This window comes from Streptomyces massasporeus (assembly GCF_014648995.1).
Lineage (GTDB): Bacteria > Actinomycetota > Actinomycetes > Streptomycetales > Streptomycetaceae > Streptomyces > Streptomyces massasporeus.
Map to the genome: position 1 here is coordinate 318,947 of NZ_BMSE01000007.1, position 19,503 is coordinate 338,449.

Genomic DNA, 19,503 nt, shown 5'->3' on the forward strand with positions numbered 1-19,503 from the left:
CAGAGTCGGAGGTCGGAAGGGGGCGGCAGCAGTGGCTCCGTCGGAGTCAGGTCATCGAGCGCGAGGCCGTCGCCGGCCAGCCCGTCCGGCGGGCTGTTTGATCCCGCGCGCTTCCTCCACTTCAGCGAAGGTGAGACCGCTGGCGTAGGCCACGTTGTCGACCGTCGTGGCGCGACCTTCAGCCGAGAGCTTGCGCTCGGCCTGGGCGACCTTCCTGACCTTTTCGCGGAGGTCCGAGGGAAGCCGGACCAGGGGGCCTTCGTCGGCGATGGCCCGGACGATGGCGTGTTGTATACACGAAGTCGCGTAGGTCGAGAACTTGTTGCCTCTGCCGGCGTCGAATCCGCGGACCGCACTCAGCAGTCCGATACTTCCGTGCTGGACGAGGTCCTCAATGTCCAGTCCGCGTCCCCGGTGGCCCTGTGCGATCCTCCGCACGAGGTGCTGATTATGCAGAACAAGGCACTCGTAAGCGCGCCGTCGCTCGCTGTCGCGAGGCAGCGCCGAGATCTCGCTCTCCGGAACGGCGCGCGCGAGGGGGCCGGTACCGCCACGGAGCAGAAGGGCGAGGCCGACCTCCTCGTCCGCCTTCAGCACCACTGTGGCCGCGTCCTGGCGCCACCGGTCTTCCTCCAGTACAGCTCGGGCGGCGCGAACGGCGTCGGCGAGTCCGACTTCCTCGGCAGAAGAAGCAACCAGGGCATTCGTCCGGCCGATCGGCGGCCTCACCGGTGCGGCCCGGAACGTCGGCGCCAGTGCGGGCGCGCCGGAGCGGACATCACGACGCTCCGCAGGTTCGACTTGCACGCGGAGCGTTCCAGGTCGAGTGATCGGGAAGTCGGCGGTCAGCTCGCGCGCTTCGTCTGGGCTCAGTCCGTGGAGTCGTACCACTCCATCGTGGGCGAGCCTGCTGACGGTGCCGTTGGCGTCGGTGTAGCGGGCCAGCATGCGCCGGGCCTGGGCCAGGCGTCTGGCTGCCTCGGTTGCGACGAGCCCTGGTTCAGCGGAGAGGGTCGGTGGGGCAGACACCTTTGCCGCCGGAGGCGCAGTCGGCACCTCAATATCGACGACAGGCGCGGGCCCATTCGCGGGCTTCACGTGAACGCCTGCGGCGGCCAGCTCACCACAAAGTCTTCGCCGCTGTTCATCGGTCCTCAACCCGAGCCGGTCCGCCTCCAGCACGAAGGCCCGTTGGCTGACCACGCCCGCACGAGACGCACAGCCCTTCAGTCTTTCGATGACCGACGGCAACTCCGCCTCGATCGTGCGCCGTCTGGCCTCAGCCGTCGGCTCCCCACCCATAGTGCCCCCCACTTGAGCGTTAGAGCGCCCGGACCTCCGGCTAGGGGTCGGCCGAGCACAACCAGCACTCTAGACCCGGCACGTTTACAACGTCAACGCATCATCTGGATTTGTTTACACTCGAGAGAGGTCGTTTGACGGCGTCAACAGGTAGGGTGTGACCGTCGGTGCAGGCCTCGCGACTCCCGGAAGGTCATCCGTGTCCCAGCCCGAACTCCTCCCCGGCACTCCCGAGTTCCGCATCAAGCTCCCCAAGGGAGGTGAGGCGCGCGGGCACCTGCTGGCCGAGTTCGGCGGCAACGGCACGCACAAGTTCCTGCTGCGGGAGGGTTCCCTGGTGGCCGCCGAGGCCTGGCCCGGGCTCGGCGACCACGCCCGCCGCAACCGCGCGGATCTGCGCGCGAGCGGCGGCCTCGTCGACGAGACGGCCGACCCCGGCCTGCCGAAGGACCAGCAACGGTGGAGGGCGGCCCGGGACATCGAGTGCAACTCCTCCTCGGCCGCCGCCGCGCTCGTGTACGGCTACGACGCCTCCGGCCCGGAGTCCTGGCGCACCGCGGAAGGCCATCCGCTCGCCGACTACCTCTCCACCGGCTGGCGTGCCCCGCGCAAGGCATGGCTGGTCCGCGGCTCCAACGTCTCCGGGCACAACCTGGTGCGGCAGTTGTGGCTCCAGGAAGGGCTCGTCTCGCTGCCGGCCGCGCATCTGCCGCCCCTTGAGGAGACCGACCCGACCAAGAGCACGCTGCGCCGCTTCGTGGAGGACGGGTACGAGGGAGCGGCCTCGTACAACCAGAAGCGGGGTCTCGTCGACGAGCTGCACGCCTTCCTGACCCAGATGCGGATCGGCGACACCGTGGCCACCATCAGCGACGGTCGGCTTCACACCGGACGGCTCACCGGCGACGCCGTGCAGGCCTCGTCACCGGACGGCCTGTCCAATCTGCGCAGGACCGTAGCCTGGCGCACGAAGAGCCACGCCTACGAGGAACTGCCGGAGGAACTGCAGCAGAAGTTGTCCGTTCAGCATGATGTCGTCGACCTGACCGGTGTCCTGGACGCCCTGGACGTGCTCGCCGGACCGGGGGATCTCGCGGCCCCGGGAGCGGTCGACACCACCGGGGAGCGGTCGCCGACGCCCCGGGAGCTGACCCTGCCGGACATCACCGCAGAACTCGCCGCCGAGCTCTTCGTCCATGACCGCGCCTGGCTGGACGAGATGCGGGAACTGCTCATCGATGAACGGCAGTTGGTGCTCTACGGCCCCCCGGGCACCGGCAAGACGTACCTGGCGATGAAGCTGGCCGAGTACCTCGGCGGCGGCCCGGAACAGGTCAAGATCGTGCAGTTCCACCCCTCGTACGCCTATGAGGACTTCTTCGAGGGGTTCCGGCCCGTGGAGGACCCCGAGACGCGGGAGGTGGCCTTCCGGCTGACGGCCGGCCCGCTCCGGGAGCTCGCCGATCTCGCCTCCCGCGACGGCAACCGGCACATCCCGCACTTCCTGATCATCGACGAGATCAACCGCGCCAATCTGGCGAAGGTCTTCGGCGAGCTGTACTTCCTCCTGGAGTACCGGACGAAGTCGGTCCGACTCACCTACTCGGGGGACGACTTCGCGCTGCCGCCCAACCTCTTCGTGATCGGCACGATGAACACCGCCGACCGGTCGATCGCCCTCGTGGACGCGGCGATGCGGCGCCGCTTCGCGTTCGTGGAGCTGTCCCCGCGCACCGAGCCGACCGCCGGGCTGCTCGCCCGCTGGCTGAAGCGCGAGGGCAGGGACCTGGAGCCCGCCCGGCTGCTCGACGCCCTCAACGCCCGTATCGACGACGGCGACTTCGCCATCGGACCGTCGTACCTGATGAAGCCGGGCGTGTACCGCAACGGCGGCCTCGAACGGACGTGGCGCACGAAGATCCTGCCGCTGCTGGAGGAGCACCACTACGGCGAGGGCCTCGACGTCGCCGCCCGCTACGGCCTCGACGCACTGCGCGAGCGGCGCCCGTGACACTGCCCCTGCCCGAGGTGTCGCTGCGCGAGTACGGACCCGCCGTCTCCGTCGCGCTGGACACCGAGGCCGGGCGCGCCCTGGCCGCCTCCGGGATCCTGCAGAGCGCGACCCCCGATCCCGGCCGTGGCGGGCACTGGCTGCTGCGGGCGGGCAGCCGCGTCGGCGCGGTGCGCACAGCCGGCGGCCAGGTGGTACGGATCATGCCCAAGACCCCGGTGAGCCGGTTGTTCTTCCTCCTCGGGTTCAGCCTCGACCCCGCCCGCGCTTGGCGCGACAGCAGCGAGGGCACCGTGGACACCGGCGCCTACGACGATGTCGTGCCCGCCCTCGCCCATGCCGTGGAGCGGCAGATCGACGGGGCCCTGCGGCAGGGTGTCCTCCAGGGCTACCGGGAGGTCGAGGAGACCGCGCTGGTCGTGCGCGGAAGGCTGCGTGAGGCCGAGCAGATCCGGCGGCACTTCGGCCGTACGCCGCCCGTGGAGATCGCCTACGACGCGTACACCGCCGACACCGCCGAGAACCGCATCCTGCGCGCCGCCACCGAGCGGTTGCTGCGGCTGCCGGGTGTTCCCGGTGTCGTCCGGCGACGCCTCGCTCATCAGCGTGTGCGGCTGGCCGACGCGATGCCGTTGATACGGGGGCAGGCACTGCCGCGGTGGCAGCCGTCGCGCCTCAACTCCCGCTACCAGCCCGCGCTTCGGCTCGCGGAAGCGGTCTTGCGGGGCACCTCGCCGGAGCACCGGCCGGCCGGGGCCGACCCACTCGCCGTGGACGGCTTCCTGCTCGACATGAACAAGCTGTTCGAGGACTTCGTGACCGTCGGCCTGCGCGAGGCGCTCAGGGAGCATGGTCTGACCGCGCGCCTCCAGGACCCCCATCACCTCGACGTCGCGGGTCGGGTGGGCATGCGCCCCGACCTGGTCGTCCGCACCGGTGACGGTCGTACCCCGCTCGCCGTCGTCGACGCCAAGTACAAGGTGGAGATGGCCGACGGGCTCCTCAACGCCGACCTGTACCAGGCCCTCGCGTACGCCACGGTGCTCGGTCTGCGCGAGGCCCACTTGGTGTACGCGGCCGGACGGCAGCCCTTGCGCTACCACGAGGTGCGCGGAACGGCCGTGCGGCTTTATCAGCACAGCCTCGATCTCTCCCGCGAGCCGGAACAACTCCTCACCGCTTTCCGGGAGATCGCCGCACACCTGGCGTCCGGAAGAAGGGAAGTGACCTGATGCCTCGGCTCGCCTTCGCCCAGAGTTTCTGGGACGGCTACGACGCCCTGGAGAAGCCGGTCCGGGCCGGAGTACGCAAAGCCATGGCGAAGTTCCAGGCCATGAGCGCGGCCGAACTCAACGCCGACAAGGGGCTGCACCTGGAGTCCGTCCAGAACGCCCGTGACCCGCGGATGCGGACGATCCGCATCACCGACTTCTGGCGTGGCGTCGTTCTTGCCCCCGACGACGGCAGTGACATGTTCCTCCTGGTCAATGTCCTGCCGCACGACGACGCCTACACCTGGGCGGCGAAGCGCCTGTACAGCGCGAACTCCGCGACGCGCGCCCTGGAAGTGCGCAACGCCGTCGCCCTGGACGAGCTGACACCGCTGTACGAGACGGCCGCGCGCACGGCTCCCCGGCTGCTGTTCGCGGACGTCTCCGACGGCACGCTGCGCGATCTCGGCATCGACGACCAAGTCCTGCGCGCCGCACGATCGTTGGTGGACAAGGCCCAACTGGAGGCCTTCGCCACGCTGTTGCCGGAGGACCAGCTGGAGGTGCTCCAGTACCTCGCCGAGGGCTTCAGCCCGGAAGAGGTCTACCGGGACGTCGTGGCCGTACGGCGCCCCGCCGACGCGCCCGCCGAACCGGTCGAGGACCTGGCCACGGTGATCACCAACACGTCCGCCCGCATCCGACTGGTCACCGGGCCGCGGGAGTTGGAGGAGATGCTGGCGAAGCCGTTCGCGGCCTGGCGCGTCTTCCTGCATCCCTCCCAGCGGCGCGTCGCCTACCGCACGTCGTACGGCGGCCCCGTGCAGGTCACCGGGGGCCCCGGCACGGGCAAGACGGTGGCCGCGCTGCACCGGGTCAAGCATCTGCTCGGCCGCTCCGAGGACGGCCGTATCCTGCTCACCACGTACACGAACGCGCTCGCCGCCGGACTGCGCGAGATGCTCGGCCTGCTCCTCGACGAGGACGAGAAGCTGCTGGCACGGGTGGATGTGACGACGGTCGACGCCTGTGCCAACGGCGTCGTGCGCACCCACTCGGTGACCGCGCCCAAGCCGATCGGGGACCGGGAGCAGCGGCAGTTGTGGGAGAAGGTGGTCAAGCAGCTGGATCTGCCGTTCACCGCCCGTTTCCTGGCCCAGGAGTACCGGCATGTCGTCCTCGGCCAGAACCTCCGGGATGTTGACGCCTACCTCGCCGCGAGCCGCCGCGGCCGCGGCACCGGTCTCGGCGCCGCGCGCCGCCGGGAGGTGTGGAGGGGCGTTGAACGGTTCGAGCAGTTCCTGCGCGACCGCGGCGAGACCACGCACCTGGGCATCTGCGCCCGTGCCGCGGAACTCCTAGCCGACGGGCCGGCGCCGTACGCCCATGTCGTCGTGGACGAGGCACAGGACCTGCACCCCGCGCAGTGGCGGGTGCTGCGTGCCGCCGTCTCCCCCGGCCCCGACGACCTGTTCATCACCGGTGACCCACATCAGCGGATCTACGACTCCCGGGTGTCGCTCGGCTCGTTGGGCATCACCACGGCCGGTCGCAGTTTCCGGTTGCGCGTCAACTACCGCTCCACGGAAGAGATCCTGACCTGGTCTGCCCGCCTCCTCGCGCCCGTCACCGTCGACGCGCTCGAGGGTGAGGGGACGGACTCGCTGGCCGGGTACCGCTCGCTGCTCCACGGCGGCCGCCCCCGGGTGCGGGGGTATGCCACCCGGCAGGAGGAGACGGAGGCGCTGGTGGAGCGGGTGCGTGCCCTGGTCGCCGAGGGTTTCGCGCCGCACGAGATCGGTGTGTGCGCGCGCTTCAACCTCGCCCTGGACGCGGCCGAGGAGAAGCTGAAGGCCGCGGGGATTCCGGTGCTCCGGGTCAAAGGGCAGGTCACGCAAGGGTCCGAGGGCGTACGGCTGGCGACGATGCACGCGATGAAGGGACTGGAGTTCCGTGCGGTGTCGGTGCTCGGTGTCGCCGAGGGCACCGTCCCGTTCGCCCATGAGATCACCCCGCGTGAGGCGGACCCACTCCAGCATGACGCCGATCTGCTCCGCGAGCGCTGCCTGCTTTTCGTCGCCTGCACACGCGCTCGCGAAACGCTGAAGGTGACGTGGAGCGGGACCGTGAGCACCTTCCTCCCGCCCGTCGACTGACCGGCGAACCGACTCATTCCTCCGGTGCCAGGGCGCCCGTGGCCAGACCGTCACGGGCGACCTCGGCGAGCTGTCGGCTCAGCTCGTCGACCTTGCGCATGCCCTCCTCGAACGCGGACAGGGCACGGAAGGCCGCGCCGTACCGACGCTGCTCGTCGATGCCCATACGGGGGATACGTGAGCCCCTGCCGTCGAAGCGGTAGGTCCCGCTCGCGCTCGTGGACCTGCGGGCGTTGGCCGAGCTGCGCAGGAACCCTTGCAGATAGTCCGTGTCGAGCTGCTCGCTGGCCGAGACGGGCTCCGGACCCTCGTACGCCACGAGCCCGGCGCGGGCCAGATCCGCGACGCTGGTGGTGGCGCCGTCCAGCGAGCCCGGACCGCCGCCCGTCGCGAGTTCGGGCAGAAGGGCGGCGAGTCGCCGGATCTGGTCCTCCAACTCCTTGCGCAGGGCAACGTATTCAGCGGGGTAATCGCGGTGACGGGAACGGAGATGGCTCCCGGGCGTCAGGTCGACGGTGTCGTCGAGGAGTTCGATCAGGGGCACGTCGGCAACCTGGTCGGGGCGTGGTTCCAGATCCCCGTCGGGCGGGTTCTCCGTCAGGTCGACCATGCTCACGGTGTGGTGCGTGTCCACCCCTTCCGTGCTCTCGGGACGCTGGAGACACCACAGGTGCACAGGCAGGGCGTGCGAGGTCGCCGTCCCCGGCGGCAGCGCGATCACTCGGCGCACGATGCCCCGGCGGACGAGTTCCGACCGAATGCGGCGGCCGGCCTTGCGGTAGGCGACCGAGGCCGGCATCACCATGAGGACGTGGCCGCCGGGCGCGGTGTGGGCGTAGGCGTGCTGGAGCCAGGCGAGCTCCCCCTCGGCCTTGGACGGGGTACCGAGGTCCCAGCGGGAGTCGAGCAACAACTCCTCCCGCCCCCACTCGGTCACACCGGCCGGAGGATCACAGACGACCAGATCCGCCCTGAGGTCCGGCCATACGTCCGCACGCAGTGAATCGCCTGCCACGATGCGCACGCCGGAGCGGCCCAGGAGGTCGGCGCGGAGCTGTGCGAAGCGAGCGCTGTCGTCATCCACCTCCTGTCCGTAGCAACGCGTCCCGGCATCGGAGGCGACAGACAGGAGGAGCACCCCGATTCCGCAGGCAGGGTCGAAGACCGTGGCGCTGGAAGGCAGTTCGGGGGCGAAGTGGCGGACGGCACGCACTACGCGTTCAGGGGTCACCTGATCGGACCCAGCCCGCCGAGCGGAGTCCATAAACCGGTCAGTAAGTCCGTTCACAAGGTCGACGGACGGCCCGGTTCGGGCGAGCGCCCGTACGCGGGTGGCGACGTCGTCCGGCAGCCCTGGTCCGGGCTGCCCGGACAGAGCCGCGGCGACCTGCGCCAGACCCGAGACCATCTGTTCCCCGTACGCGGCCCGCATGGCCTGCCACAACTCGACCTCGGGCGACACCTCCTGGCCCTTGCGCTGCCGGTCCAGCCATTCCTGAACCTCGGTGAGCGCGTAGAGCGGACTGTTCGCGGCACCTCCGGCCGGCGCGGGGAAGTCGTCGTAGCGCCGACGCCAGTTGGAGACAGCGGCCCGGGTGACTCCGGCCAGCCGGGCGATCTCGGCGCCGGTGACCAGGGGGCCGACCGATGGAACGGCGTTGTCCGTCATAACCCCAGCGTACACGGACCGCCACTCCCATTCCAGAAAGAACTCTGTTGACAACGTACACAGCCAGATGTTTCTCTACTGTGTGTACTCGATTCCTCCTGACCCACGGAGCCTCGCCATGCCCTCGCACACCGAAGTACGCACCGTTTACCGGCTGCCTGGCGTCGCCCCCACCAGCGAAGCCATGCTGGACGCCCTTGACGCCGCCCTTCTGGACAGCCTCGGTGCGGATCCACATTTACCGGAGGCACTCGGGGTCCCGGCTGTGTACATCACCTGTGGGATGGAACGCACCGAGGCCCCGTGGTGCGAGCCCATGTCACGCACCACGGGCATCGTGGTCAACGAGAGCGTCCGCCGCACCGCAGCCGTACTGCTGCTCGCAGTCGACGGCGTGGTGTACGCCATCGGTTGCGACCAGGGGTACCGGTTGATCCCCGAGCACCTCAAGGACAAGCGTTTCGGTCTCTCGTTCGCCATCCGGCAGATGGACCCGAACTTGATCCGCGGAGCCGTGTCGAGATCTCTCGGGCAAGCACGCACGGACATCTCCCTGGTTCCGGGCGGCGCCTCGGTCCCGCTGCTGGGTATTCGCGACCACTCGCGCATCGTGCGCAGCCTGGGCGGATACCTCGACAACCTGCCGCTCACCCGGTCGCGGTACAGCCTCGGCAAAGCCGTGAGCGCCCAAGGCGGCTGTGGGCTGCGGATCGCCCTCGGAATCGAACCCGAGGCCCTGCTCTCCGACCTGCGGGCCATCGCCAGGATCTGCCGCGAGGACATCCCGCACCCGGAGTTGGAGTTCGTCGACCACATCGTCCCGGTGAGCGACCCGACGACCCTCGACACCCTCCACGAAACCCTGGACGACCGTCTCGGCCAGCCGGACGAGGGAAGCTTCTCGGTCTGTGTCCCCTCCGAACATCACACGGCATACGCGGAGGCCACCACGTACATGACTCAGATCAACAGCGACAACGGAGCCCTGCTCTCGGACGACTTCGACCTCGGATACGTGCTCACCCGGGCCCGGCTCGCACCGCCCGGCCGGCGCCTGAAGGCACTGCGCGAAGGGACGGTGACCCTGGCCAGGGGCCGCCGGAGGGGGGCCGCCGACACGCTCGCCGTCACCAGCGCGCTGACCTGGCTGGAGACCGGCGTATCCCTCGGCTCCAGACGGTTCTTCCTGATGGACGGCGAGTGGTACGAGGCCGGGGCCGCCTATGTCGAAGAGTGCCGGGCCACGGTGCGGGCGCTGTTCTCTCCTCTGCCTTCCGTCTCCCTGCCCTCCTGGGAAGAAGGCGAGTCGGAGAACACCTACAACAACAGAGTGGCCGAGGAGTACAACAGCGCGGTGGCTGACGGCCAGCCCCGCTGGCTCTGCCTCGACACAAAGAATGTCGTCAACCCTCTCCGGCCCAGAGACCAGGTCGAGATCTGCGACCTGCTCACGCCGGACGACACCCTGATCCTCGTCAAGCGGGCAGGCGGTTCCGGGCCGCTGAGCCACCTGTTCAGCCAGGCCAGGGTCGCGGTGGAACTGCTCCAGGAGTCCGCCCGGGTCCGCAGCGAGTTCACCGCCAAGGTGGCCCGACTGAGTCGAGGCGCACGCCTGCTTCCTGATGACTACACGCCCAAGCGAATCGTCCTCGCGATGCTCCTCAAGAACCGCACGAGCCTGACCCCGGACTCCGTCTTCGGCTTCTCTCAGATCACCATTGCGCAGACCGCAAAAGCGCTGGCGGCACGAGGGGTGACTGTCGAGGTCATCGGCATCCCTGAAGGCAGCACCGACGCACTCTCACAGCCTTAGTGCGAGGTGGACATCACTGCAGCGGGATGTCGGCCACCGTCGTCTGTTACCAGCCGCCGTGGAGTACCGCACTTCGACTGCTTGCGTCCTCTCCCCTGCCCAAAGCCGAAACAGTGGCCGTCGGAAGTGCCGGTTCCCTGGGACTTTTCTGGGACTTCCGGCTGCGTCAAGGAGTACGGATGTGAAACAACCGAAAGGCTATCTGTGCAGTTCAACACCGCGAACCCGCCCAGCGCGCCAGGTCACAGGGCCACCCGTTCTCTGCCGGGACATCTGAGCCGCCGCACGCGCCGGGCGGGAGTCTCTGCCCGCCGGTCAACCCCAGAGCCGACGGGCGGACCGAGTGCCGGTCACGCGCCGGCCAGGGCCGGGGGCGCGGCCAGCGGGGGGCGGGTGTGCAGGCGGTGGAGGTACGTCTCGGCGGTCGGGAGGGTTTCCAGGAGGATGCGCTGCTGGCGGCGGATCCTGGCGAAGTGGGCGTCGGCGGTCCGGCGGGCCGTCGTGCGGTGCCGCAGGGCCGCCGGGGGCGGGGCGCCCTGAGGGTCCAGGGCGGTCAGCAGGGTGCGCAGGGGCAGCTCGGGGGGTTCGGGGGCCAGCCCGGCGCGATGACCCTCCAGGCAGGCCGACAGGGTGTCGGACATGGGGAGCTCGCGGTGGGCTCGCCAGAACGCGGTGTCGGCGCGGGGGGCGGACCGGTAGAGGAGCCCGGCCAGGTCGTCGGCCGCTGCGTGGTCCTGGCGGGCCGCCCGGTTGAAGCGGTCCGCGGACGCGCCGAGGTGGTCGCGGTCGGGGAAGTCCCTGACCAGACGGTCGAGGTGGCGCAGTACGTCGGTGAGGCCGGGGTCGGCGAGCGGGTCGGTGCCGCCGGCGGCCGCGCCGAGCGCCACGCAGTTGTGCACCCAGGCGCGGCGTGCGGCCCCGGCAGGCCGCGGGTGGAAGTGGACGTCGGCCTCGCCGGGCCGCAGGCCCCACAGCGCGCAGAGCGTGCGCACGGCCTGCTCGTCGTCCGTCCAGGCGCTCCCGTGGACCAGTCCGGCGCCGATGCGGCCGGGCAGGGGACGGTGCCAGGCCCAGCCGTGGGGCAGGGCGGTGGCCGTGCCGAACGGTTCGATGCCGTCGCCGGCGCTGTCGTCGGGGCGGGGCACGCTGACGGTCAGGATGCGGTCGGCGAGGAGGCCGCCGGGCGGCTCGGGGACGGGTTCGTGGAGCAGGCCCCTCAGCAGGAGGCTCGCCGGGCCGGTGCAGTCCAGGAAGAGGTCGCCCGCCAGCCGGGTGTCGTCAGCGGTGCGCAGGGCGGTGATTCCGCCGTCGGCGTGCCGCTCGGCACTGCGCACGGTGCCGTACACGGTCCGTACGCCGAATTGCCGGACGGCCGTCTCGCGCAGGAATCGGGTGAGGAGTTCCGCGTCGGCGTGCCAGCCGTAAGGAACGGCCACCCGGCCGTCCATCCAGCGCGGCGACCTGCGGGCGTCGAGAAGCGGCGGCTCACGAAAACACGCGCGGTCGAACGGCTCCACGGTCTCGCCGGTGCTGCGGCGCAGCCGCCAGAATTCGGAGAGCGGGAATTCCTCGCATTCGGGCAGCGCCGCGAAAGGCAGGTCGAACCGGTCCGGTGAATGGCCGGGGAGGGGGCGAGGGGTGCGTGCCGCGGGCCCGCCGGCGCGCCAGTTGACGTAGCGCACGGCGAGCGTGAAGGACGCCGTGCAGGCGCGCATCCAGGTGTCCTCGGGAACGCCCAGGCGGTCGAAGAGGTCCCGCTGCACCTGCGGTGCGAGGGTTACGACCTGCTCTTCCCCGGTCGGGGCAGGGGTCTGCCGCGGAGGTTCCAGCACCGTGACGCCGAGGGCGCGCCCGAAGGTGGCGGCGAGCCGTGCGGCGGCGGTCCAGGCGGCGAGCGTGCCGCCGGCGATCACGATCTCCAGGCTTTCCATGAGGCAATTCTCGACGCCTTTCCCCGGGCGATGTGCAGCCGGTCTGTATGCACTCTGTATCGGGGCTGTATTGTCCTGCACCGGCGTGTATCGACGCGTACGGACGGGCCGGTGAATGCGTACAGCGAGCTCCTCGAATCTGTTGGTGCGGGACCTGAGAGGGACCCGAAAACAACAGGAGGAGAGAATGCACGACGAACTGAACCACCCGTCTCAGGTCCAGCATCCTCTGGAATTTCTGACGCAGATCGAGAATTCCGCGGCGACGGAGCAGGAGCTGCTGCTGCGGGACGCCGGAACGCCGTGGGCGGATCTGCTGGCCGCCTATGTGGACGCGCTGAACGAGCTGGCGCTGAGAGGGGCCGAGGAGAACGGCTATACAGCCACGTACGGGCTCGACGAGGGGCATGCGGGCGGCTGCGGCTGAGCCGCGACGCGGTGCAGCCCGGTGGCGGCCGGTCCGAGAGGACGGCCGCCACCGGGCGGGGGGAGCAGGGCAAGGGCGGTCAGGTCAGGGTCGGCTCGCGGTCGGGCCGGGCGTGCGAGCACTGCCGCAGGGCGTACAGGTGGACCAGCGGCGGCAGTCGGTAGCAGAGTTCGTCGTCGTGCAAGGCCGTCGCCGTGGCGAGGTGGGCGTCGGTGAGCTGGTCCAGGACGTCCTCCGCGTCGCGCGCAGTGAGGTCGAGCAGCGCGGCGGCGTCCCGCGCGGTGAGCCGGGGCAGGCCGGCCGCCGCGAGGACGCGCAGGGCCTCGGACACGCGCGCCGGGAGCCCGGCGAGCGCGGTGCGCAGCCCGGTGGTGATGTCGAGGGCGCCGATGCGCAGTTCGTCGAGGCGGTGCTCCTCCGGAGCGAGCCGGTCGGCGAGGCGGGCGACGGGCCAGTGCGGCCGGGCGGCGAGGCGTGCGCCGGCGATCCGCAGCGCGAGCGGCAGCCGGTCGCAGAACTCGGCCACGCGCAGGGTCGCCTCGGGTTCGGCGGCCAGGCGTGCGGTGCCTGCCTGCGCGGCGAGGAGCTGTGCCGCCTCCGCCGGGGCCATGGGCCCGAGCCGGACGAGCCGGACCGCCTCGAGCGAGGCGAGTGCGGCGTGGGTGCCGGTGACGAGGGTGCGGCTCGGGCCGCCGCCGGGCAGGAGCGGGCGTACCTGGGTGTCGTCCGCGGCGTTGTCGAGGACGATCAGGACGCGCCGTCGGGCGATCTGCGCGCGGTAGAGCCGCGCCCGTTCGTCGGCGGTCCCGGGCAGCCGGTCGGCGGCAATCCCCAGCGCGCGCAGGAACCAGCCGAGGATCTCGTGGGCGTCCCGTCCACGGCCGTCGTCGGTGCGCAGATCGGCGTACAGCCGGCCGTCGGGGAAGTCCTCGCGGCACAGTTCGGCGACGCGCAGGGCGAGCGCGGACGTCCCGCTGCCGGGCGCACCCGTGACCACGACGTCGTACCGGGCCCGCAGCGCGCCGGCCACCTCGTCGATCTCGGCCTCCCGCCCGGTGAAGTCACCAGGTGCAGACGGCAGGAGAGCCGACGCATCGGGGTGAGCCGCGCTGCGGGGCGGGGCGGGGGTGGTGGCGGGCGCAGGCAGGGTGGGCACCGCGGTGTCCTGGACGTACGCGAGGGCCTGGCCGGCCACGGCGAACTCACCGGCGGCGGGCCGGGCGATTCCGGGGATCCGACCTGCCGGGGATGCCTGACCGGTCGCTGACGGCCAGTCGGCCGGAGGGAGTTGGGTGAACCCGAGGGGCTGAACCGTCGCGGTGCTCCGTCCCACCGAGGGCCGACCTGTCAGGGGTGTCTGACCGTCCGTCGAGCTCTGGGTGTTCGTGGTGGGCCTCGGTCGCGGTGTGTGGAGTGGGGGCGTTGGGCGGTCCTCGGCCGGGGGAGCGGGGAGGGTCGTGGTGAGGATGTGGTGGTGGAGGGTGCGGAGGGCCGGGCCCGGGTCGATGCCGAGGTCGTCGGCGAGGAGGCGGCGGGTGTTCTCGTAGGTGGTGAGGGCGTCGGCCCGGCGGCCGCAGCGGTACAGGGCGGTCATCAGCTGGCCGCGCAGCCGCTCGCGCAGCGGGTGGTGGTGGACGTGGCCGGTGAGGGCGGGGACGAGGTCGTGGTGGTGGCCGAGGGCCAGGGCCGCCTCGGTGTGGTCCTCGAGGGCGGTGAGACGGGCTTCCTCCAGGCGGGGGCCCTCCGTCCCGGCGAGTTCATCGGTGACGTCGCCGAGGGCCGGGCCGTGCCACAGGGCGAGGGCTTCGGCGAGGCGCCGTTCGGCGTCGGCGAAGCGTCCGGCGCGCAGGTCGGCGCGGCCCGCTTCGGCGAGTTCCAGGAAGGTTTGCCAGTCGAGGACGGCGTCCTGCGGATCCATGCGGTAGCCGCTGACGTGGCGGGTCAGGCCGTGTCCGGGGCCGAGCCGGGTGCGCAGCCGGGACACGTAGGTGTAGAGCTGGCGGGTGCTGGTGGTGGGCGGGTCCCAGCCCCAGAGCAGGGTGGTGAGCCGTTCGTCCGTGACGAGCCGGCCCCGCGCGAGGAGCAACGCGGCCAGGGTGGCGCGCTGTTTGGCGCCGTCGAGGGGTACGGACCGCCCGTCGCGTTCGGCGGACACGGGGCCGAGAATCCTGAACTCCATGCGGTCCTCCGCAGCTGCGCGGGCCCGCGTCCGGTTCCGGGCCGTCTACCGCGAAAAGCTACTGACCTGCGGTTTTTCCTCGCCCTCGGATCGATTTCGGGGCGGCGAAAGAGCTTCGAAACCGCCGGAAAAAGGGGACTGCCTAGCGTTCTCGGCGTACCCCCGGGCAACCGCTTTGAGAACGCCCCCCGATCCCAGGAGGACCCGATGCACCGCTTCTTCCACACCGCCAGGAAGACCGCCGCGACCGCTCCGGTGGGCCGTCTCGCGGCCGGCGCCGTGCTCGCCCTCGCCGCGGTCGGCACGCTCGGCGCGGCCCAGGGCCTGGCGCCGCTGGCGGGCCAGGGGGCGCCCGGAATCACGGCGGACGACCCGTGGACGTCGGTGCGGGCCGCGGCGCCGGGGGACGATCCCTGGACCTCGGCGCCCGCCGACACGACCGACGATCCCTGGACCCCCGCGCCGAAGAGCGCCGCCGACGACCCGTGGACGTCCGCCCCCGCCTCGGCCCAGGACGACCCGTGGACCTGAGCGGCCGGCGGCGGGGCCTGGTCAGGGGCGGGCGAGGGCGAACAGCAGGCGTGTGTCGGCCGGTTCGTCTTCCCCGAGCGCCACCAGCAGCTGCTGCACCCGCTCCCGCCACTGCCGCACCCCGACCTCGACGAACAACTCGTCCGCCATGCGCAGGCTGACCGCGGCGCCCGCCCGGTCCGAGCACTGCATCAACACACAGCCGAGGACGACGGCCGCCCGTGCCTGGACGTACCGGTCCGGCACCTGCTCGGCCGCCCGTACCGCGTCACGCAGCACGGTCTGTGCCTCGCTCAGCTTCTCCTGGCACCACAGTGCCTCCCCCAGCGCGCGCAGCACATGCGCCTCACCCCGCCGGTCACCGCTGGCGAGCACCAGATCCAGGGCGTGGCGGCAGGCCGCCTCGGCCCGTTCCCCCTCTCCCTGCTGCACGAGCGCCTCGGCCAGCCGTACGGTGCTCTGCGCCTCGCCGCGCACCGCGCCGAGGCCCCGGCTCTTGGCCACCGCCTCCGACGACAGCAGCAGGCTCGCCCGGGCGTCACCCCGTTCCAGTTCGATCTGCGCGAGCAGGCCCAACACATGGGCCTCCGCGTAGTGGTCGCCGACCTCGCGGAAGATCTCCAGAGCGTCGCGGCACAGCTCGTGCGCACGGTCCGGTTCCGTCTGATGACGGGCGCACAGAGCCAGATTGCGCAGCACGAGCGCACGGCCCTCGGGCCGGCCCAGCTCCTCGAACAGGCGCAGGGCCGGCTCCAGGCGTGCATGGGCGGAGCCGAAGTCCCACTGGATGATCTCCAGGGTGCCGAGGGACTGCAGCAGGGCCGCCTCGCCCAGCCGGTCGCCGGTGCGCACGGCCGCCGTCAGCGCGGCCTCGGCACAGTCCCGCCAGTCCTCCAGGTAGTTGCGGTTCTGGAAGAGGGTGACAGCGGTGACGGCCAGGTCCCAGGCGTGGGCGGACTCGTCCTCCCGGGCCAGCTGGTCGACCAGGGCGGTGAGGGCGAGCCGCTCGGTCTCGAACCAGCCCATGGGGTCCTCCAGCAGGCTGTCCACGAGGTGGGCGGGCAGTTCCCGCAGAGCGGCGGGGCCGTGGATCACGGCGTAGTCGCCGCCGTACATCCTGCGGTGGGCCTCCCGGGCGAGGGCGAGCCAGCTGCCGCCGGCGCCGCGCACGGCCGCGCGCCGGTCGTCGTCGGAGTCCTCCTCGGCGGCGCGTTCGCGGGCGAACAGCCGCAGCAGGTCCTGGAAGCGGTAGCGGACGTGGCCGACGCCGACGCTGACGGGTTCCAGCAGCTGGGCGTCGACGAGCTGTTCGATGAGGTCCTCGGCGTCGACGGGGTCGAGGCCCAGCAGCGCGGCGCCGGTCCACGAGGAGAACTCGGGGACGCTGAGCCAGCCGAGCAGCCGGAACATGCGGGCGGTGTCGGCGGGCAGGCCGCGGTAGCTGAGCCGCAGGCCGGCCCGGACACCGCGGGAGTCGATGCTGAGTTCGTCGAGTCTGCGGTGCTGGTCCTCCAGGCGGGACACCAGGGTCCGTACCGACCAGTGGGGTTTGGCCGCGAGCCGGGCGGCGGCGATCCGCAGCGCCAGCGGCAGCCGGTCGCACAGCTCGCTGAGCCGGGCCGCGCCCACCGGGTCGGCGCCGAACCGGTCGTCGCCCGCGACCCGGGACAGCAGGGTGATCGACTCGTCCTGTTCGAGCGAGCCGAGCTGGAGGGGGACGAAGGCGTAGTCGCCGGCCATGGCGCCGCCCATGCTGTCGCGGCTGGTGACCAGGACGCAACAGCGGGAGGTGCCGGGCAGCAGCGGGCGGATCTGCGCGAAGGAGCGGGCGTTGTCGAGGACGATCAGCACCCGCCGGCCGTCGAGGACGCTGCGGAACAGGGCGGTGCGTTCGACCTGTTCGGCGGGAATCTGCGGGCCGGGCACGCCGAGGGCGCGCAGGAAGCGGTCGAGGACGGCGCTCGGTTTGCGCGGGGCCTCCTCCTCGTCGTAGCCGCGCATGTCGGCGAAGAGCTGCCCGTCGGGGAAGCGGGCGTGCACTTGGTGGGACCAGTGGACGGCGAGCGCGGTCTTGCCGACGCCGCCGGTGCCGGTGATGGAGCCGACCGGGAGAGCCGCGCCGTCGAGGTGGTCCAGGAGCCGGTCAAGGGTGGCGAGTTCGTCGCGGCGCCCGGTGAAGGAGGCCGGGGCGGGCGGCAGATGGGCGGGCACGATGGTGGCCGGCGCGAGGGTCACCTGGTCGGGGGGCGCTACCAGGGTCGGGGCGTCGGCGAGGATCTCCTCGTGCAGTTCCCGCAGGGCGGGGCCGGGGTCGATGCCCAGTTCCTCGGCGAACAGCCGCTGCCCCTCGCGGTAGGTCTCCAGGGCCTCGGCGCGGCGTCCGCAGCGGTACTGGGCCAGCATCAGCTGGGCGACGGCCTGTTCGCGCAGCGGGTTCTCACGGACGAACCGGGCGAGTTCGGCGACGAGTTCGCCGTGCTGGCCGAGTTCCAGGCGTACGGCGGTGAGCTGTTCGTACACGTCGAGGCGCAGTTCGCTCAGGCGGGCCGCCTCGGCCTCGACGCGTTCGGCGGTGACGCCCTCCAGGGCGGGCCCGCGCCACATGGCGAGGGCCTCCTCGAAGTGGGCGCGGGCCTCCTCGAGGTCGCCGCGGCGGGCGGCGACCCGTCCCTCGGCGGCGCGTTCCTCGAACTCGACTGCGTCGATGCGGTGTTCGCCGGGGAAGAGCATGTAGCCGGGGTGGCTGGTGACGAGGACGCCGTCGATGCCGAACGCGGTCTTGAGGGTCTTGCGCAGGGCGGAGACGCAGATGGCGATCTGGTTGCGGGCGGTGGCGGGGGGTTCGCCGTGCCAGACGGCGTCGGCGAGCGTGTCGACGGAGACGACCCGCCCCGGGGCCAGCAGCAGCATCGACATGATGGTGCGCTGCCGGGCGCCCTGCAGGGCCATGGGCCGTCCCTCGGCGCTGATGTCCAGCGGGCCCAGGATCCGGAACACCACCTGAAGCACCGCTGCCTCCCGACTCCGGCCGCAGCCGTACCTGTACGGCCGGTTTCGCCGCTTTCTGACTGAGTAACAAGGCGTTGGGCAGGGCCGCAACGGCGGCGGCAGCAAGCTGCCAGCGGGTGATCAGGCGCGGGCCCGCCAGGACGAGGGGGGCGGGGCGGCGGGGCAGTGCCAGCGGGCGGGCGCCTGTTCGAGGGCGTCCTCGGTGCCGGAGGCCGTCTCGGCGGCGGACTCGGCGGGCGCCGTGGCGAGTGCGGTGAGGAGCGCGGCGACGGCGGCGACTTCCTCGGGGGTGGGGCTGCCGCCGACGACCCGGAACAGGGCGGGGCCGAGGGGGCCTTCGAAGGGCGGGGCGGAAGGGGTGTGAGAGGTGCGGGCCATGGGGGCTCCTCACATCGGGGGGTTGCCGTGCTTGCGGGTGGGCAGGTCGGCGTGCTTGGTGCGCAGCATCGCCAGGGAGGCGATGAGCGCGGAGCGGGTGTCGGCGGGGTCGATGACGTCGTCGACCAGGCCGCGTTCGGCCGCGTAGTAGGGGTGCATCAGCTCGGACTTGTACTCCTTGACCAGTTGCCGGCGCATGGCGTCGGGGTCGTCGGCGGCCTGGATGCGGCGCCGGAAGACCACGTTCGCGGCTCCTTCGGCGCCCATGACGGCGATCTCGTTGGCGGGCCAGGCGAGGGAGAGGTCGGCGCCGATGGAACGGGAGTCCATGACGATGTAGGCGCCGCCGTACGCCTTGCGCAGGATGACCTGGACCCGGGGGACGGTGGCGTTGCAGTACGCGTAGAGCAGCTTGGCGCCGTGGCGGATGATGCCGCCGTGTTCCTGGTCGACGCCGGGCAGAAAGCCGGGGACGTCGACGAGGGTGACCAGGGGGATCGAGAAGGCGTCGCAGAGTTGCACGAAGCGGGCGGCCTTCTCGGAGGAGTGGATGTCGAGGACGCCGGCGAGCGAGCTGGGCTGGCTGGCGACGATGCCGGTGACCTGGCCGCCGAGCCGGGCGAGAGTGGTGATGACGCTGGTGGCCCAGCGCTCGTGGACCTCCATGTGCTCGCCGTCGTCGACGATCTCGGCGATGACCTCGCGCATGTCGTAGGGGCGGCTGCCGTCGAGCGGGACCAGGTCGCGCAGGCGCGTACAGCGCCGGTCTGCGGGGTCGGCGCAGGGCGCGGCGGGGGGTGCCTCGCGGTTGTTGCGCGGGAGGAGGGAGAGGAGGTAGCGGACCTCGGCGATGCAGGTCTCTTCGTCGTCGTAGGCGAAGTGGCAG

At 71.5% G+C, this 19,503-nt stretch carries 13 protein-coding genes; 6 read left to right on the forward strand and 7 right to left on the reverse strand.

Going from position 1 to position 19,503, the window contains the following annotated elements; genetic code table 11:
• Nucleotides 1–51: 51 nt before the first annotated feature.
• Nucleotides 52–1,302, reverse strand: a complete 1,251-nt coding sequence (locus IE153_RS18750; RefSeq protein WP_189590822.1) for a sigma-70 family RNA polymerase sigma factor — start codon at nucleotides 1,300–1,302, stop codon at nucleotides 52–54.
• Between the two features lie 199 nt (nucleotides 1,303–1,501).
• On the opposite strand from IE153_RS18750, the gene IE153_RS18755 reads away from it, so the two are divergent.
• Genes IE153_RS18755 through IE153_RS18765 form a run of 3 tightly spaced genes read left to right on the forward strand, consistent with a single transcriptional unit; the run spans nucleotide 1,502 to nucleotide 6,680 of the window.
• Entirely contained in the window at nucleotides 1,502–3,313 is a 1,812-nt protein-coding gene (locus tag IE153_RS18755; RefSeq protein WP_189590823.1) for a DUF4357 domain-containing protein, read from the forward strand.
• Nucleotides 3,310–4,545: an McrC family protein gene (locus IE153_RS18760; protein WP_189590824.1), complete on the forward strand. Its 1,236-nt coding sequence runs from the start codon at nucleotides 3,310–3,312 to the stop codon at nucleotides 4,543–4,545. The genes IE153_RS18755 and IE153_RS18760 overlap by 4 nt, the downstream gene beginning before the upstream one ends.
• Entirely contained in the window at nucleotides 4,545–6,680 is a 2,136-nt protein-coding gene (locus IE153_RS18765) for a UvrD-helicase domain-containing protein (protein WP_189590825.1), read from the forward strand. The genes IE153_RS18760 and IE153_RS18765 overlap by 1 nt, the downstream gene beginning before the upstream one ends.
• A gap of 13 nt (nucleotides 6,681–6,693) precedes the next feature.
• Here the strand turns inward: IE153_RS18765 and IE153_RS18770 are convergent, their stop codons facing one another.
• A complete protein-coding gene (locus IE153_RS18770; RefSeq protein WP_189590826.1) occupies nucleotides 6,694–8,349 on the reverse strand; it encodes an N-6 DNA methylase in 1,656 nt (551 codons plus the stop codon).
• A 118-nt stretch (nucleotides 8,350–8,467) separates the two neighbouring features.
• On the opposite strand from IE153_RS18770, the gene IE153_RS18775 reads away from it, so the two are divergent.
• Nucleotides 8,468–10,162 (forward strand): TIGR04141 family sporadically distributed protein, encoded by a 1,695-nt coding sequence (locus IE153_RS18775; protein WP_189590827.1) that lies wholly within the window; start codon nucleotides 8,468–8,470, stop codon nucleotides 10,160–10,162.
• Between the two features lie 350 nt (nucleotides 10,163–10,512).
• On the opposite strand, the gene IE153_RS18780 is transcribed toward IE153_RS18775, so the two are convergent.
• Nucleotides 10,513–12,093, reverse strand: a complete 1,581-nt coding sequence (locus tag IE153_RS18780; RefSeq protein WP_189590828.1) for an FAD-dependent oxidoreductase — start codon at nucleotides 12,091–12,093, stop codon at nucleotides 10,513–10,515.
• 187 nt (nucleotides 12,094–12,280) lie between these two features.
• Here IE153_RS18780 and IE153_RS18785 point away from each other — a divergent pair, with 187 nt between their 5' ends.
• Complete coding sequence (locus tag IE153_RS18785) at nucleotides 12,281–12,520, forward strand: DUF6269 family protein (protein ID WP_189590829.1); 240 nt, start codon at nucleotides 12,281–12,283, stop codon at nucleotides 12,518–12,520.
• A gap of 79 nt (nucleotides 12,521–12,599) precedes the next feature.
• Here IE153_RS18785 and IE153_RS41655 read toward each other — a convergent pair whose 3' ends face one another.
• On the reverse strand, nucleotides 12,600–14,699 hold the full coding sequence (locus tag IE153_RS41655) for an AfsR/SARP family transcriptional regulator (protein ID WP_229829048.1): 2,100 nt from the start codon (nucleotides 14,697–14,699) through the stop codon (nucleotides 12,600–12,602).
• Between the two features lie 207 nt (nucleotides 14,700–14,906).
• Between IE153_RS41655 and IE153_RS18795 the strand changes: the two genes are divergently transcribed.
• A complete protein-coding gene (locus IE153_RS18795) occupies nucleotides 14,907–15,230 on the forward strand; it encodes a hypothetical protein (RefSeq protein ID WP_189590830.1) in 324 nt (107 codons plus the stop codon).
• 21 nt (nucleotides 15,231–15,251) lie between these two features.
• Here IE153_RS18795 and IE153_RS18800 read toward each other — a convergent pair whose 3' ends face one another.
• The 3 genes from IE153_RS18800 to IE153_RS18810 all read right to left on the reverse strand — a co-directional run.
• Entirely contained in the window at nucleotides 15,252–18,239 is a 2,988-nt protein-coding gene (locus IE153_RS18800; RefSeq protein ID WP_189590831.1) for an AfsR/SARP family transcriptional regulator, read from the reverse strand.
• A 120-nt stretch (nucleotides 18,240–18,359) separates the two neighbouring features.
• The gene (locus IE153_RS18805; protein ID WP_189590832.1) at nucleotides 18,360–18,617 is read right to left on the reverse strand and encodes an acyl-CoA carboxylase epsilon subunit; all 258 of its coding nucleotides are present in this window, start codon (nucleotides 18,615–18,617) and stop codon (nucleotides 18,360–18,362) included.
• A 9-nt stretch (nucleotides 18,618–18,626) separates the two neighbouring features.
• The coding region (locus IE153_RS18810; RefSeq protein ID WP_308432192.1) for an acyl-CoA carboxylase subunit beta at nucleotides 18,627–19,503 on the reverse strand (877 nt) is incomplete at its 5' end.